This window comes from Actinotignum urematis (genome assembly GCF_051264595.1).
Lineage (GTDB): Bacteria > Actinomycetota > Actinomycetes > Actinomycetales > Actinomycetaceae > Actinotignum > Actinotignum timonense_A.
In genome coordinates this window covers 21,924-36,129 of the sequence record NZ_JBOZBG010000021.1, presented here as the reverse complement: position 1 = coordinate 36,129, position 14,206 = coordinate 21,924, and the positions used below count along the sequence as shown (strand labels likewise).

Below are 14,206 nucleotides of genomic sequence, written 5' to 3'. Positions count from 1 at the left end.
CCGTAACGTTCCCGGACAAGTCGACGACCACGATCACTCCGGACAAGACGGTTCGCCAGCTCAAGGACAACGAGAAGAACAAGATCAACGACCCCGAAATCACCGGTGTTGTCGATGTCACTAAGCTGACCGATCCCGAACGCGAGCAGGTCAAGAAGGCTGTTGAGAAGAAGAATCCGGATCTTCCTACTGGCACTACGATCACCGTCTCCGAAAACGGCACGGTAACCGTAACGTTCCCGGACAAGTCGACGACCACGATCACTCCGGACAAGACGGTTCGCCAGCTCAAGGACAACGAGAAGGTCACCCTGAAGGATCCTGAGCTCACCGGAGTTGTCGATGTCAATAAGCTGACCGATCCCGAACGCGAGCAGGTCAAGAAGGCCGTCGAAAAGGAGAACCCGAACCTCCCCGAAGGAACCACGATCACCGTCTCCGAAAACGGCACGGTCACCGTGACCTTCCCGGATCAGTCGACGACCACGATCACTCCGGACAAGACGGTTCGCCAGCTCAAGGACAACGAGAAGATCACCCTCAAGGATCCCGAGCTCACTGGAGTTGTGGACCTGACCAACGTCACCGATCCGGAACGTGAGCAGGTCAAGGACAAGGTCAAGAAGGCCAACCCCGACCTGCCCGAAAACACCCAGGTCACCGTCGGCAAGGACGGGACCGTCACGGTTACCTTCCCGGATGGCTCTGAGACCCAGATCCCGGCCGACAAGACCGTCCGCAAGCTCAAGGACAACGAGAAGATCACCCTCAAGGATCCCGAGCTCACTGGAGTTGTGGACCTGACCAACGTCACCGATCAGGAACGTGAACAGGTCAAGGACAAGGTCAAGAAGGCCAACCCGGATCTCCCGGAGAACACACAGATCACCGTCAGCAAGGATGGAACCGTCACGGTAACGTTCCCGGATGGTTCCACGAGCCAAATCCCGGCCGACAAGACCGTAAAGCTGCTCACCCCGGCTGATAACGGCAATGCTGACAAGGGCAACAAGGGTGACAAGCCAGACGCTTCCAAGCCCACCAAGGTCAAGAAGGTCAAGAAGCTGCAGCACACCGGTGCTGATGTGACGCTTGGGCTCTTGGCCGCGGCCGCCGCGGTGGCTGCCGGTGGGGCCCTGACCGCTGGGCGTCGTCGCCGCTAAAAAGTTTCGGAACGTGATCGTACGATTACGCCGAGACAACAACTAATGCTCCCCGGGATTGGACGAAATATCGACCGTTCCCGGGGAGCGTTGCATTCACACCCGTCTCCGCACCCGCACCGCCAAAATATCTCAACGAGGAGGTTTCGCTACCATGCATATCGTGGCTCGCTACGGATCGCTCACCAGTTCTTTCGTTTTACTCGCAATGTGCCTCGGCGCTCTGGCTCTCAACCTGACGGACACCTGGCACTTCACGCCCGGAACCGCCACGCCCGCGATTTTTGTGGCTGCCACGGTGGTGCTGGCCGCCGTCGGAACCGGCTGCACGTACCGGCTTGCCGGCTGGACTCGGGCGAGCATCGCCTACGCATTATGCGCGGTGGCGGTCAGCGTAGGGGTCGTTTCGCTATGGAGGGCGAGCGGCCCCGAAACACTCAACCTCATCGGCGCCGCAGCGTGGATAGGCGGATCCCTGGGAATATGTGCCGCTGCACTCCGCGCCTGCCGCTCCACTCGGCCCGGGGCCACCACGCCGGACGCGTAATGGCCCTTGCCTCACAGAAGTGCGTCAGCATATACTGACGGCGTGATGACGAAGAAGCAGCAAGCGAGGCTAGATCCAGCGGTGATTGCGGAGAAGCTGCGCGCCGCCCACGCCATGCGCGTGGAGGCTGATCGCATCACGAAGTACTACGTCGAGGAAGCGGTGCGCGCGGGCATGTCCTGGAGCGATATTGGCCGTTGCCTGGAGGTAACCAAGCAATCAGCCCATCGCAAATACGCGGCGGGGCTGCCGCGCGACCTAAGGAACCCGTCATGAAAATGCCCGCCGCCGCTGCCCTGCAGCTCATCCAGAATTCTGCTTTCGAAGCGCGCCGCGCCTGGCGCGAAGAGATCAGCCTCGTCGATGTTTTCGTCGCCTTGCTCGCGTGTGGGGGCAGCGCCAGCCGCGTCTGCGCCCGCGCCGGCCTCACGCTGCGGGTTGCGCGTGAGCACGTTGACCAGCTCCACGCGGAACGCCTCGAAGAATTTGGGTTACCGCCCGTGCAGTTACGTGAACGCACCCGCGTTGAGATTTTCGACGACGCCGCCGAGCTCGCCCCACCTGCAGACCTGCAGAAATTCCTCAGCGGGAAATTCCCGGGCCGTGATTATCACTGCGGCGTAGCTATGCGTTTGCTCCACAACGAGGCCTCGTGCCGCGCGATTGTGGAGCGCGCAGGGATTGACCGCAAGCAGCTTATCGTTGCGCTTGCCGCCGCTGAACCCCTCACCCAGCCCCGCCGGATCAAGCGCACCGCGCGGCTGCGGATCTACCTGCCAACCAGCGCCAGCGCGGTGCGCGAATACGCGGCGTCCCCGGAATTCGCCGCCGCCAACTTCGCCGATATTTCCGAGGGAGGCGCCGGCTGGGTGCTCCGCTACCCGGGCGCGGAAGGCCGCCCCACAGTATGGGAATTCTCCGGCCAACACGATGCTGCCACACAGCAATCTCGCCGTTTCGCCCTGCTTGCAGAAGATGACCCTGAAGCCGTGTCGAGTGCTACCGGCGAAGGATGCTTTGTTACGCTCACGGAGAGTTTCGGTGAACTTAGCGTGTTTTCCCGAATCCTTTTCCGGCTCTACCTCGGCACAATGTTTCTCACGAACCAGGCCAATTACCTCGCTGATTGGGTAGCTCAGTCCGAGTAACGCACCAATGAGAATGATTACGTTAGTGCCAGGCCCCTACCCGGATGGGCAGCGTAATATCGCCGTCGAACCACGTCTCCTCGCCTTTCCGCGCGGGTACGGGGATCACTTCACCACCGGGACTCAGTTGGAGCCCTAATTGCTGCTGCTCGCCAGCATCCCCGGAGTTACTTACCCGCCACTCAATCTCCATCGTGGCACTGTCCCCCGGAGGAAGCTCAACTCCACGTTCATAGGCGCTGGAGTCCGCGCCGGTGATTTCCGTGGTTCTGAGCTCGGTGGTCGCGAGCTCGGTGCCGGGAAAGCTATCGCTCTGGCCTCCCGCATCGGAGAGCCACACCCCGGTCATGCCCCGCACCGAGCACGCGGTCGCGCTGCGATTGGTGAGTGTGATTCGCACCTGCCGCGCACCAAGAGCACCATCCACCGAGCTCCGGCTCATATCCACCTGCTCGGACGTACACGGCGCCGAAATTGCGCCCGGGCGCGGATCTCGTGTAGACCTGGACGGCCCTCCAGAAATAGGCGAAGGTTCCGGCACGGGCGAAACCTCCCCCGTAGGCGTAGTTTGCGGTACGGACGCCCCCGAAGAATCCCGGGAATCTTCCACTTCTCGCGGGAACGTTACCGACTCGCCCTTCATAAAGCTGCGATCCGCCGGCGAAGGAAGCAGCCACCAACCTAAGGCGGAAAGCACCACAGCCGCGGCGGTAACGCCCAGGCTAAGTTTCAGGAGAAAACCCGGTGATCCGCCAGCATCTCCGGCCGCATTTTCGGCTGCCTTACCGACTTCTGTCCGGCAGTTTTCACGCGCAAAAACAAGACCACCCAGCATCACCCCACAAGAAACGATAACCACAATGATCAAGCCCAGTGGCCCCGCGGTGACCAGGCTAGGAGCCATCAACACGCCCGCGCCAGCCCCGGCCACAGCCACCGCTCCGCCGTTCATCCACGCCGCGCGGCAGGCACCTGTTCCCACCGCGAGGGTAAGGGAAAAGAGCATTCCCGTTCCGAACCCGAGCAGACCCACCCCGGCCACGGCTCCCTCAGGCACACCACCGAAGAGCGCGGCCAGGCTTCCGAGTATTGCCACCGCCACGACCGCGAGCGTGCCCAGCACTTCCACCGCTATCGCCAGGTAACGTACCTGCTTGCGCGGGCCGCGGGCACCGCCAAACTTACTCGAAGCTCGCGGCAGTGAACGCCCCAGAGCAATCCAAGCACCTATCCCCACCGCGATCCCGGCCAGCATAATAAGCAAATAGTCCCAAGGAAAAGGAGTCACCCGGCACTGCCGTGTCGCATTCCAGCTACACCACGCGCCATCTGCGTACGAGTTCAGCACCAGGGACTGACGCACAGTCCACACAACAGCCACCCAGGAAAGCACCAGAACGGCAGCCGCGCCGAGCCCGCGAGCTCGCCATAGTGGCCGCTCAGGCATGGGGAGCTGCGCGGGTGCAGACGCGTCGTTAGTCATGCCGCGATTCTAGTGCGCGTCGTCGTACCACGATAAGGGTACGACGACGCAGCTACCGGCAGCGCGCGAGGAAATTCTTCATGATCGTGCGCCCGCAGGGGGTGAGGATCGATTCGGGATGGAATTGCACCCCGAAGACGGGGAAGCGGCGATGCTCCACCGCCATGACCTCCCCATCCCCCACGCAGCGCGAAGTCACCACCAGATCATTGCCTAGGGTATCGTTGCGCACCGCGAGGGAATGGTAGCGGGCCACCATTTCTTCATCCGCGCATCCCGCGAAGAGGGTGCTGGAGGTATCCATGCGGGCCGGGCGGGCGATGCCGTGCACCACCTCCGCCGCATAGGTCACAGTAGCGCCGAAGGCCTCGCAGATCGCCTGGTGGCCCAGGCATACCCCGAGGATGGGGTATTTTCCGGCCAGTTGCTCCACCAGCGGCATGGACACACCGGCGTCGCGGGGGAAGCCCGGGCCGGGGGAAATAATAATGCCATCCGGGGCCAGCGCATCAATCTCCGCCACGCTCAGGGCATCATTACGAACCACCTTGACATCCGGGCGGAAAGTTCCGACCAGCTGCACCAGGTTGTAGGTGAAAGAATCGTAGTTATCAATGATGAGGATCATGAGCATTCCTCCAGCTGGGCGGCGTCGTGCAAAGCTTCCAGGACGGCCGCGGCCTTATTTAGGGTTTCTTGGTATTCGGTGGCGGCAACGGAATCTTGAACGATACCCGCGCCGCTGCGCGCGTAGACCGTGTTCCCGATCTTGTAGGCGATGCGGATACCGATGCAGGTATCGAGGTTCCCGGAAAAATCGAGGTAGCCGATCGCCCCGCCATAAATACCACGTTTATTTCCTTCGAGATCATTAATGAGCTGGCAGGCGCGAATCTTCGGCGCCCCGCTCAAGGTACCCGCGGGCAGAATCGAAACAACGGCATCCAGGGCATCGCACTCGGGGCGAATTTTCCCACTCACCGTGGAACCAATATGCATGACGTGGGAGAAACGCACCACGTCATGGAAGCGATCCACGTTCACGGTGCCGAATTGCGCCAGGCGGCCAATATCATTACGCCCCAAATCCACGAGCATATTATGTTCGGCCAGCTCCTTCGGGTCGGCCAGCAGCTCTTCTTCCAGGCGAGCGTCCTCCGCGGGAGTGGCCCCGCGCGGCCGCGTGCCGGCCAGCGGGAAGGTGAAGAGGGTGCCATCCTCCAATTTCACCAGGGTTTCCGGGGAGGCCCCCGCCACCTCAATATTATGCCCGCTGAAATAGAACATATACGGGGAAGGATTAATAGTACGTAACACCCGATAAGTATCAATAAGAGACCCGGTGAATTCTGCTCGCAAGCAATTAGAGAGCACGATCTGGAAAATATCACCCTCGTGAATATAGTGCTTGGCGCGCTCCACCATCGCCACGAATTCCGCCTCGTTGAGGACCGGGGTAATTGGGCCGGTCAAGCGCCCGGTAGTATCCGCCACCGGCTCCCCGTGGAGCAGCAACTGGGCCAGTTCGCGTAATTCTTCCGTAGCCCGCGGGTATTCTTCCTCCAGGTTATCGAGGCCCACCACCTTGATTAATATGATTTTTTGGCGGAAGTTATCGAAGGCAATAACGGTGTCAAAAAGCATAAGATCGACATCATTAAATCCCTCCTCGTTCGGGGCATCGAGGCGCAGGGTGGGTTCGGCATATTTCACGTAGTCATAGGAAAAATATCCCACCAGCCCACCGGCGAAAGGCGGCATCCCCGGGATTTTCGGGCTGCGGTAACGGGCGAGCACCTCACGGATCGCATCCGAAGGGGAATCATAGGCGGCCGGCTGATCATTAATCCGCACCTGCCCGTCCACGGCGGTAATTTCAAGTTTCGGATCGTAACCGAGGAAAGTATATCGCCCCCAGGTCTGATCCTGGCCGGCCGATTCGAGCATATAGACATGATCGGAAACGTTTTTGAGGATTTTCAGGGCGGTGACGGGCGTGAGGGAATCGGAAAGAATTTCGGTGGCGACGGGCGCGGCACGGTACTCAGGCACGGCACGGAACTCAGGAGCGGAGTGATGCTCGGATGCAGAGTGATGCTCGGATGCAGAGTGATGCTCGGGCGCAACGCAGTGCTCGGTTCTGAAGGCGCTCAGCTCAGCGAGGGCAGGGTAAAACTGCATAATTATCCTTTGTGATAACAGTGCGGGGGTCTTGATTATGGGGTGACGTTGATCCCTGAGGGCACGTACGCGCGAAGCACGCGCGTGCGGGGAAGAAAAATTAGGCGCGCCATCGACGCCAGCCGGCGCCCAGCGCCGCAAGCTTTGCACAACCCGTATCCATACCCGTCACTTTAGCAGGCCGAATAGTTCGGCGCGCTGCGTTCCACTTTCCGGATCCCGCGGCTCCAGATGCAGCTCATTATCGGCCACCTCGTTAATGAATTCCGGATCGTGGCTGATCACCAGGACCGTGGCTCCGCGCGCTGCAAGCGCGCGGATGTGAGTGGAGATGGAGCGAAGGTGCCGATAATCCACCCCGGAGGTCGGTTCGTCAAAGACATAAAAGTCGGCATGCGCCACCGTTGCATTGGCGACGACGAGGCGCTGCTTCTGCCCGCCCGATAGAGTAGCCGGATGCCGGTCCGCTACCTCGCCTAATCCGAGGTCGGCCAAGACCTGGTCGATCCGTTCCGCGCTCACCCCGGCATTCCCCAGCGCCACTTCCCCGCGCACGGTTTCCGCGAAAAGCTGGCGGGTGACATCCTGCATGACCAAGCTGGAATGGCGCAGCCGCTCGCGCCCCCGGCACACTTTCCCGCCGAAGGAAATTCGCGCACCAGATTCCGGATGCGCCAGGCCGATGAGCACCCGGGCCAGGGTGGTTTTCCCTGCGCCGTTGGGCCCCGTCAGCGCGGTGACCTGCCCGGCCGGGAGCTCCACCCGCTCCAGATTAAGCACCTCGTGGGGCCCGTAGGCAAAACGCACCGCCTCGGCCACCACGCCCGGGGTGGTGGGCGCACTGGCCGGGGTGCCGGCGTCGTCGCCCTTATGCACGGTGGCGGGAACGCGCGCCGCACGTTCGGGTACCCGCAAGGTCCGCAGGCCCAGGCCGATGCGTTCGGTTTCGTCCATCGCGAAGAAATCCGCGGCGGCGTAGCGCCCGGTGATGCGCCCGCCGTGCATCACGACGACGCGATCCGCTACGCCACGCAGCGGGTAGAGGCGGTGTTCGGCGATGATCGTGGTCCAGCCGCGGGCTTTGAGGGCGCGTACGACCTGCGCGAAATGCCCGACCATCTCGGGGCTGAGGTTGGAAGTTGGTTCGTCGAAGAGGAGGATGCGGTGCGGGCCGACCAGTGCGGCGGCGCTCGCCACTAATTGCAATTCGCCCCCGGAAAGCTGGGCGAGGCGGCGCGGGAGGAAACGCTCAATATTCCAGGTGGTGGCAGCGTGGGCGATGCGTTCGGCGATGACCTCAGGGGCGTCCCCGGCGTTTTCGCCGGCGAAGGCGAGCTCCTCAAGGACTTTCGCGGTGAAGAATTGCGCGCGCGGGTTTTGGAAAACGGTGCCGGCCGCGCGCCCGAGCTCCTGGATCGGGGTGGCGGTGGTGACGCGCCCGGCCAGGCGGACCTCGCCGTGCAGCTCGCCGGGGTAGAGCTCGGGGATGAGGCCGTTGAGGAGTTTGAGGATCGTGGATTTCCCGGAACCGGACGGCCCGGTGATGAGGGTGCACGAGCCTTCCGGGAGGTCGAGGTCGATATCGCGCACGCCGCACTCGGTGGTGGGTAGCTCGGGATCGCTCTGGTAGGTGAAGGTGACGCCGCGCAGGTAAGTATCGGGTGTTTGCTGATCGGGCGCGCTCATCGTACTCCTCCCGGGGTGAAGCTGATATTGGCGAGGTAGTAGCGCGCCACAATGAGGGCCGCGATGACCGCGAGCCACAGCGCATCCACCCAGGAGAAACGCAGGCGATGCAGCGAGGTGGGGCGGGTGCGCGAGCCGAGGCCGCGCAGGGTTCCCGCCGCCGTCATGTCATCGGCAATGCGGGCGCAGGAGGACAGCAGCGGGACCAGGATAAATTCCAGGTAGCGCAAGGGATGGAACACGGCGCTCCAGCCCATGGCCAGGCCGCGCAGCGCCATCGCCTCGCGCACCGCCCGGTATTCGGAGACCACAATAGGCAAGAAACGCAGCAGCACGGTGACCGGCGCGGTCACCGCCACCGGGATACGCAGGGCGCGCAGCGCGGCCACCAGCTCGCCGGGCACCAGCACCGTGAGGGCATACCCGGCCAGGGCGGCCGCCGCGCATAATTTGAACATCCAGAACCCGAAGGCCACGAAAAAGGCACCCAAAGCGGAGGCCCCGGTGAGGCTCGGGAGGAAAATAAGGAACATCCAGAAGGATTCCACGACGATGATGCCGAGGGCCAGTTTCACCCGCCCGTTACTCACGAGCGCGAGTGCGGCAACCAGCACCACAATGACCGCGAGCAGGAAACTGCCACGGGTCATGACCAGCGCATTGCCCACCAGCACCAGGAGGAGGACGGTGCGCGGGTCCGGGCGCCAGCGCCGGCGCTCATCCAAGCTGAGAATCGCGCCGGCATCAAGCACCGCGGGCACGCCGCTGCCGGGCGCGCTGCTGCCGGGCTGAGCTGGCACACCGGTAGGGGAAGCGAGCGGGCCGCGAGCACGCGGGCCCGCGGCGTCGTCGTTAAAAATTGTGGAATCCACCGGAACCTCGCAGCTAGCGCGCGATACCGGACGTGCGGAAATGGCGGCGCAGCACCGAATCGCCGAAGAAACCGCCGATGATTCCGAGCACGAACACGGCCACGCCCCAGATGGCAATCATGGTCGGGGAGAGGAACCAGCGCAGGCCGTCGGCGTACTCGGTGCCCATGGAGCCGGCGATGTACTGGTAGTAGCCTTCCGCGTCGGTGAGGACCGGGAACCACGGGGCGACATACCACAGCGACATCAGCGCGTAGCCGAGGATCTTGAGGTAACGCTTGCCGCGGGTGAAGAGGTAATCGCCCAGCAGCCCCAGGCCGAAGGTGAGCAGCACGGTCACCCACGGGTGACCGGTGAGCACCATAAGTGCACCCACGAGCAGCGCCATGAGTCCGAGGGTCCCGAATTTCGGGGCGCGTGCTTTGAAGAGGAAAACGACGACGCCGTTGGCGATGATCCCTAGCGCGTAGCCCACGAACATCATCGCCGGGTTGATCACGCCCAGCATCCCGAAGCCGAAAACAACAACGAAGTAGATGGCGGTAAAAACGCCAATGTTAATAAAGTCTTTAGTTTTCACGGTGAGTCACTCCTGAACGAAGTAGTGAGAACGAATCAGGGCGGATTAGGGCACCCTAACTTGAACTTTCGGGGATTAACTGTAGCGCGATCTGAGCGTGCGTCAATAGGACGTGTGAAATACGGGTGAATTGCGGACGTGGTGGGGTGGATTCACGACCATTGCGGAAGCCTGCATCGGGCGGCACGCAATGCGGAAATGCACCGAGCCACAAAGCGGAAATGCGCCGAGCCGCGAAGCACGCCACAGCGCCTGCGCAAGCGCCGCGAAACGGGTAGCCTAAATCTGTATCGATTTTCAATCGCTCGCGCCAATGGTGGTGTTGCGCCACAATCGTACCGAAGGAGGAACCTGTGACCAGAAAAATCTCCGGCGCCCTCATCGCTCTTATTTTTGGCTTGCTCGCGGCCATCGCGCCCTTGCCGACCGCGCTCGGGGAGCCAAATCCGCCGGGCGGAACCACCGCATCCACGTGGGACGAACTGGTCACCACCGCTTCCCAATCGGGCGCTATAAGCGCGACTCTTTCCCATAAGTTGAGTCTCAGCGCGGATGCGCCGGTGCTGCGAGTTCCGGCCGGCACCCAGCTCACCCTCACCGGCAGCGGCGAGGTTACCGGTGCGGACCTACCGGCCGTGCAGGTAGAGAAGGGTGGTTCTCTCACCCTGGCCGGTCCTTCATTTACCAAGACCCAATTCGTGGTGGAGGGCACGCTCACGGTGAGTGCCGGCTCGATTCACGATACGGCCCTGACCGGCCCGGTTATTTTCGTCAAGGGCGGGGAACTCAATATCAGTGGAACCGCTGATTTCTCGCGTAATTCCAGTGCGCCGCAGGGTGGCACGCTCGGGCCGAGCGGCGTCGTCGCCGGAAAATATGCACCGATTACCGCCTACGGCGGGTCTGTCACCATCAGCGGCGGCACCCTCGCCGAAAATTCCGGCCTGCAACTCGGCGGAGCTATCGGGGTATGGGGCAGCCCGGAGCAGCCCGCGAAGCTCGTGATCAGCGGGGGCACACTCAGCAAAAATACGGTGAGCAACCCGGAGTCCAACGGTTTCGGTGGAGCGGTCTTCACCGAAGGTGCCACCGTGGAGCTCAGCGGCGGCACCCTGAGCGACAACGTCACAGAAATCGGCGGGGCTATGGCGCTTATGCACTCCCCCTTCACCATGAGCGGCGGCGAGATCCGCGGGAATTCCAATGGCATATTCAGGGGCCAGGGTGGCGGTATTCATATCACCGGTGGTGAGGCGAAGTTCACCGGTGGAATCATCACCGGAAATGAGTCCACCGTAGCCGGCGGAGGTCTGCATACATCTCAAGCCACTGTCACTTTGGCCGGGACCTCGTTCACGAATAACATCTCCGGCGAATCCGGTGGTGCGCTCGCATTCCGGTCGAATAGCCGGGTCACTCTCACGGCCGGGCTTATTAGCGGAAATACGTCCCGCGGCTTCTGGGGCGGTGCTGGTATTTACAATGAAAAAGGCTCCACTCTCACCATCCACAACGCGGTTATCCGCAATAATGAGATCGCGGAAATGCGGCTGGTCGGAGCTGGCAACCGCCCGCCGAGCCCGCAGGGCGGCGGGGTGTGGAACTGCCCCACCGGCCGAACCACCATGAATATCACCCGAGGCGTGGCTATTTTCGATAATTCTGCGCCGAATGCTGGTACCCAGCAGCAATACAAGGGCGCCGGCGATGACTTCTTCAGCGTTGCCAAACACGAATTCGATAACCCGACGCCCGTTGCGGGCCAGCCGGTTGTAGTAAGCGAGCGGATGCTCGGCGGTTCCCCGCGCGCCTGGTTCCAGGATGGCTCCGCCTACGGCATTCACACTAATTGGCCCGCGGAGAAACAGCTGCTGCGTTACCAGGAAGGCGGGCAAAATACCCCGGTTCCCTTCGGCCAACCCATTAGTGACAATAAGGCTTTCAAGTCGGTGCCGAGCGCGGAGGCAAAAGCCCTGGCTGGGCAGCTAGCTAGCGTTATTATCGAAAACAATCGCGCCACCGGCATTGGCATTAGCGGCGGCGGCATCGCCAATAACGGCGAGCTGATTTTCGGTGAGGATGACATCTGGACCCTGCGCGTCATGAAGGCCTGGGAGGGCGACGACGCCGCCACCCGCCCCGAGTCCATCACGCTGGACGTGCTGGTCGGCGGGCACAAACTCCAGGAAATCACCCTCACGGCCGCGCAGCAGTGGACGGCCGAGATCGCGAACTTCCCCAACCCGGCCACGCTCATCGACGCGGCCACCGGCAAGCAACTCCCCATCGAATTCCGCGAACACGGCGCGGAAAACTCCCCGTACACGCTGCGCACCACCGCCACCACGGCGGACGACGGCGCGAAGCTCTACACGGTGGCACTCACCAACACCATGTCCACCGAGGTTTCGGTGGCGAAGAAATGGAACGACGACGCCGCGCCTGCCGGGCTGCGCCCCGATAAGGTCACGGTGGAACTCCTGGATGCGGGCCAGCCGGTGGGTCAGAGCTTGGAGCTGAGCGCCGCGAGTGAATGGACCGGGAAGTTCACGGATCTCCCGGTGTACCGCGAGGGCCGCAAGGCGGTGTACTCAGTACGCGAAGTGCAGGTTCCTGGATACACAAGCGTAATCAGCGGGGATGCGGCCAGCGGGTACGTCATCACGAATACTCATACACCGCCGCCACCCACCACGGAGCCGCCGGCGCCGCCGACCACTCCCCCGGCGCCGCCGAGCACGCCTCCGGTAACTCCACCGGCCAGCACCCCGCCGAGCACCCCTCCGGCGAATCCGCCGCGGATTGTGCGCACCGGTAGCGACGCTCGTTCCGGAGCGGCCCTCGCAGCCACCGCGCTCGTGGCGGGCCTCGGGATCCTGGCCTGGCGCCGCATCCGCATCGAGCGCTAAGCGCGCCCTGCGCCAGCTCACGGGGGTGGTACATCGCACTGCGATGTACCACCCCCGCCGTCGTCGTACCTCTTAATGGGCACTATCCGACTGAGACCCGTTTCACGCCGAAAAAATTTCCCTCCGCCCCGGGAGAGGAATATGCTATTGGCAATTTGAGCCAAAATCAGGAAGGCTCAGGAAAATTCGGAGGCACACTCACTCATGTCCGTGACGGAAACGAAAATCCCGACCGCCACTCAACCGATTGATCACCCTATCGATGGGAATCTCACCATTCCAGCCAGTTCCGGAATTCCCGATAATCCCGGCCTTTCCGGTATTCCTGATTCCGCAGGAGTTAACAACCGGCCGGACGAGGATTTCTCATTCGGAGTTGTTCCCACTTCAAGCCGACGTTCCTTTTGGGCCGTCGGCTTTGTTATGCTCGGCTTCACTTTCTTCTCCGCGTCTATGTCCGTCGGGGCGAAGCTCGGCATCGGCCTAGATCTGGGCGGCTTCATCGCCGCGGTCTCCATCGGCGGCGCCATCCTGGCCACCTTCACCGGTGCGCTGGCCTACGTGGGCGCAAAAACCGGGATGGGTGTGGACGAACTCGCCCGCCACTCCTTCGGCCGCTTCGGCTCCTTCCTCCCCTCCTTCCTCATCGCCTTCACTCAGATGGGCTGGTTCGGCGTGGGCGTGGCCATGTTCGCCATCCCTACCGCAGAAATCCTCAACATTAGCCCCTGGCCGATTGTGCTCATCGCCGGCGGCCTCATGACCGCCTCCGCCTACTACGGCATCAAGGCCATCGAGATCGTCTCCTTCATCTCCGTGCCGCTTATCGCGGGGCTGGGCACCTACTCGATGGTGACCGCCACGGTGGACGGCGGCGGCCTCACCCGCATCTTCGCGAATACCAGCGGCATGCCGGTCATGGTGGGGGTCGGCCTGGTGGTTGGCTCCTTTATCTCGGGCGGCTCGGCCACCCCGAACTTCACCCGCTTCGCCGGCTCCGCGAAATCCGCGGTTATCACCACGGTCATCGCCTTCCTGCTGGGCAATACCCTCATGTTCTCCTTCGGCGCGGTGGGCGGGGCCTTCACCGGCAAGGACGACATCTTCTACGTCATGATCGCCCAGGGCCTGGCCATCCCCGCCCTCATCGTGCTGGGCGCGAATATTTGGACCACGAATAACAACGCCCTCTACACCACCGGCCTGGGCTTCGCGAATATGACGAAGCGCCCCAAGAAGCCGCTGGTCATCATCGCCGGTATCCTCGGCACCCTGTGCGCGCTGTGGCTCTACGACAACTTCGTGGGCTGGCTGAGCTTCCTCAACGCCACCCTGCCCCCGATCGGCACCGTGCTGGTGGCCGACTACTTCGCCAACCGCCGCGCCTACCAGGCCATCGTGGAAGCCGTGGAAACCGGGCGGATTTCCGCCGCGGACACCTCGAATACCTCGGCGACCCGCGCGGTGGCCTGGCCCGCGGTGATCGCGGTGGCAGCCGGGGCGCTGGTGGGCTGGACCATCCCGGTGGGGATTGCCTCGCTCAACGCTATCGTGGCCACGCTGGCCGTGTTCTTCGCTGGCCGCGGCGTCGTCGCAAAAATGAAGTAAGCGCCCGCGCGCTGCACCGTAACGTATCG

Annotated in this window: 12 protein-coding genes; 6 read left to right on the top strand and 6 right to left on the bottom strand. The window is 62.6% G+C overall.

Translation table 11 applies throughout. The features are described from left to right. The 4 genes from ACRQDJ_RS08325 to ACRQDJ_RS08310 all read left to right on the top strand — a co-directional run. A partial coding sequence (locus ACRQDJ_RS08325) for a MiiA motif-containing surface protein (protein WP_494337614.1) occupies nt 1-1,163 on the top strand: 1,163 nt, incomplete at its 5' end. A 154-nt stretch (nt 1,164-1,317) separates the two neighbouring features. Beyond that, nucleotides 1,318-1,710: a hypothetical protein gene (locus ACRQDJ_RS08320; protein ID WP_284899086.1), complete on the top strand. Its 393-nt coding sequence runs from the start codon at nt 1,318-1,320 to the stop codon at nt 1,708-1,710. Between the two features lie 42 nt (nt 1,711-1,752). Beyond that, nucleotides 1,753-1,986, top strand: a complete 234-nt coding sequence (locus ACRQDJ_RS08315) for a hypothetical protein (RefSeq protein WP_284899089.1) — start codon at nt 1,753-1,755, stop codon at nt 1,984-1,986. Further along, entirely contained in the window at nt 1,983-2,858 is an 876-nt protein-coding gene (locus ACRQDJ_RS08310) for a hypothetical protein (protein ID WP_284899091.1), read from the top strand. The genes ACRQDJ_RS08315 and ACRQDJ_RS08310 overlap by 4 nt, the downstream gene beginning before the upstream one ends. A 22-nt stretch (nt 2,859-2,880) precedes the next feature. On the opposite strand, the gene ACRQDJ_RS08305 is transcribed toward ACRQDJ_RS08310, so the two are convergent. From ACRQDJ_RS08305 to ACRQDJ_RS08280, 6 genes are all read right to left on the bottom strand, one after another. Continuing rightward, nucleotides 2,881-4,341 (bottom strand): DUF4232 domain-containing protein, encoded by a 1,461-nt coding sequence (locus ACRQDJ_RS08305; RefSeq protein ID WP_284899093.1) that lies wholly within the window; start codon nt 4,339-4,341, stop codon nt 2,881-2,883. A 52-nt stretch (nt 4,342-4,393) separates the two neighbouring features. Beyond that, on the bottom strand, nt 4,394-4,969 hold the full coding sequence (locus ACRQDJ_RS08300; RefSeq protein WP_284899095.1) for an anthranilate synthase component II: 576 nt from the start codon (nt 4,967-4,969) through the stop codon (nt 4,394-4,396). Then, nucleotides 4,966-6,522, bottom strand: coding sequence for an anthranilate synthase component I family protein (locus ACRQDJ_RS08295; RefSeq protein ID WP_435717987.1), 1,557 nt, complete (start codon nt 6,520-6,522; stop codon nt 4,966-4,968). Before ACRQDJ_RS08295 ends, ACRQDJ_RS08300 begins: the two co-directional genes overlap by 4 nt. A 168-nt stretch (nt 6,523-6,690) precedes the next feature. Then, nucleotides 6,691-8,208, bottom strand: a complete 1,518-nt coding sequence (locus ACRQDJ_RS08290) for an ABC transporter ATP-binding protein (RefSeq protein WP_284904906.1) — start codon at nt 8,206-8,208, stop codon at nt 6,691-6,693. Further along, a complete protein-coding gene (locus tag ACRQDJ_RS08285; protein WP_284904907.1) occupies nt 8,205-9,080 on the bottom strand; it encodes an energy-coupling factor transporter transmembrane component T family protein in 876 nt (291 codons plus the stop codon). Before ACRQDJ_RS08285 ends, ACRQDJ_RS08290 begins: the two co-directional genes overlap by 4 nt. A 13-nt stretch (nt 9,081-9,093) precedes the next feature. After that, nucleotides 9,094-9,660: an MptD family putative ECF transporter S component gene (locus ACRQDJ_RS08280; RefSeq protein WP_284904908.1), complete on the bottom strand. Its 567-nt coding sequence runs from the start codon at nt 9,658-9,660 to the stop codon at nt 9,094-9,096. 353 nt (nt 9,661-10,013) lie between these two features. Between ACRQDJ_RS08280 and ACRQDJ_RS08275 the strand changes: the two genes are divergently transcribed. Both ACRQDJ_RS08275 and codB read left to right on the top strand, forming a co-directional pair. Continuing rightward, nucleotides 10,014-12,569, top strand: coding sequence for a Cna B-type domain-containing protein (locus tag ACRQDJ_RS08275; RefSeq protein ID WP_284904909.1), 2,556 nt, complete (start codon nt 10,014-10,016; stop codon nt 12,567-12,569). A gap of 204 nt (nt 12,570-12,773) precedes the next feature. Beyond that, nucleotides 12,774-14,177: a cytosine permease gene (gene codB, locus ACRQDJ_RS08270; protein ID WP_435706471.1), complete on the top strand. Its 1,404-nt coding sequence runs from the start codon at nt 12,774-12,776 to the stop codon at nt 14,175-14,177. Nucleotides 14,178-14,206: the final 29 nt, after the last annotated feature.

Bases quoted from the DNA above. Each gene is read 5' to 3' on its own strand.
- ACRQDJ_RS08290 (WP_284904906.1), bottom strand. From the start codon at position 8,208: ATGAGCGCGCCCGATCAGCAAACACCCGATACTTACCTGCGCGGCGTC.
- ACRQDJ_RS08320 (WP_284899086.1), top strand. From the start codon at position 1,318: ATGCATATCGTGGCTCGCTACGGATCGCTCACCAGTTCTTTCGTTTTA.
- ACRQDJ_RS08295 (WP_435717987.1), bottom strand. From the start codon at position 6,522: ATGCAGTTTTACCCTGCCCTCGCTGAGCTGAGCGCCTTCAGAACCGAG.
- ACRQDJ_RS08310 (WP_284899091.1), top strand. From the start codon at position 1,983: ATGAAAATGCCCGCCGCCGCTGCCCTGCAGCTCATCCAGAATTCTGCT.
- codB (WP_435706471.1), top strand. From the start codon at position 12,774: ATGTCCGTGACGGAAACGAAAATCCCGACCGCCACTCAACCGATTGAT.
- ACRQDJ_RS08305 (WP_284899093.1), bottom strand. From the start codon at position 4,341: ATGACTAACGACGCGTCTGCACCCGCGCAGCTCCCCATGCCTGAGCGG.
- ACRQDJ_RS08300 (WP_284899095.1), bottom strand. From the start codon at position 4,969: ATGATCCTCATCATTGATAACTACGATTCTTTCACCTACAACCTGGTG.